This is a genomic window from Vibrio sp. 1580 (genome assembly GCF_033340055.1).
In genome coordinates, this window is sequence record NZ_JAWOVT010000631.1 from 1 (window position 1) to 542 (window position 542).

The 542-nt window shown below is 43.0% G+C and carries 1 pseudogene; it reads left to right on the forward strand.

Going from position 1 to position 542, the window contains the following annotated elements:
* Window positions 1-331: pseudogene (locus R7093_RS27550) on the forward strand (nicotinate phosphoribosyltransferase); the annotation flags it as partial.
* Window positions 332-542: the final 211 nt, after the last annotated feature.

Below are 542 nucleotides of genomic sequence, written 5' to 3' on the forward strand. Positions count from 1 at the left end.
CTTCGAGCAAGCGCTAGACATTTGTGAGCATTTCCAATGCCGTGTGCAAGTGAGCTTCGGTATCGGTACGTCGCTGGCAAATGACATGGGTAATTACGTTAACGATCAAGGCGAGGCGTATCAGCCGCTTTCCATCGTGATTAAAATGGTGACCTGTAATGGCTCTCCAGTCGCTAAGATCAGTGACGAGCCAGAAAAGGCAATGTGTGAAGACATTTTCTTTTTGATGAATCTTAAACGTCGTTTTGAACAACCGCTTGATTTAAATGAATGTCGTAAGCTCATTGATCGCCTCGAAAGCGAAGGGCAGAACTACCTTATTGATGCTTAAACACCACGCTTTTTAGCTCCTTTCTTAATAATCACCCTCTATCGTTTCGATAAATTTATATCGGTAAACGAAGAGGGTGATTTCGTTATAGTAAGTCTTATATCAATCTTTGCTCCCTTGCGTTTTTTGCGTCGCTAGAGACTATGATTGATAGATACTCCCAACGTTGCGGCATTGTGGAAAGTGTTCTTTCGCAGAGCACTCACTTAGC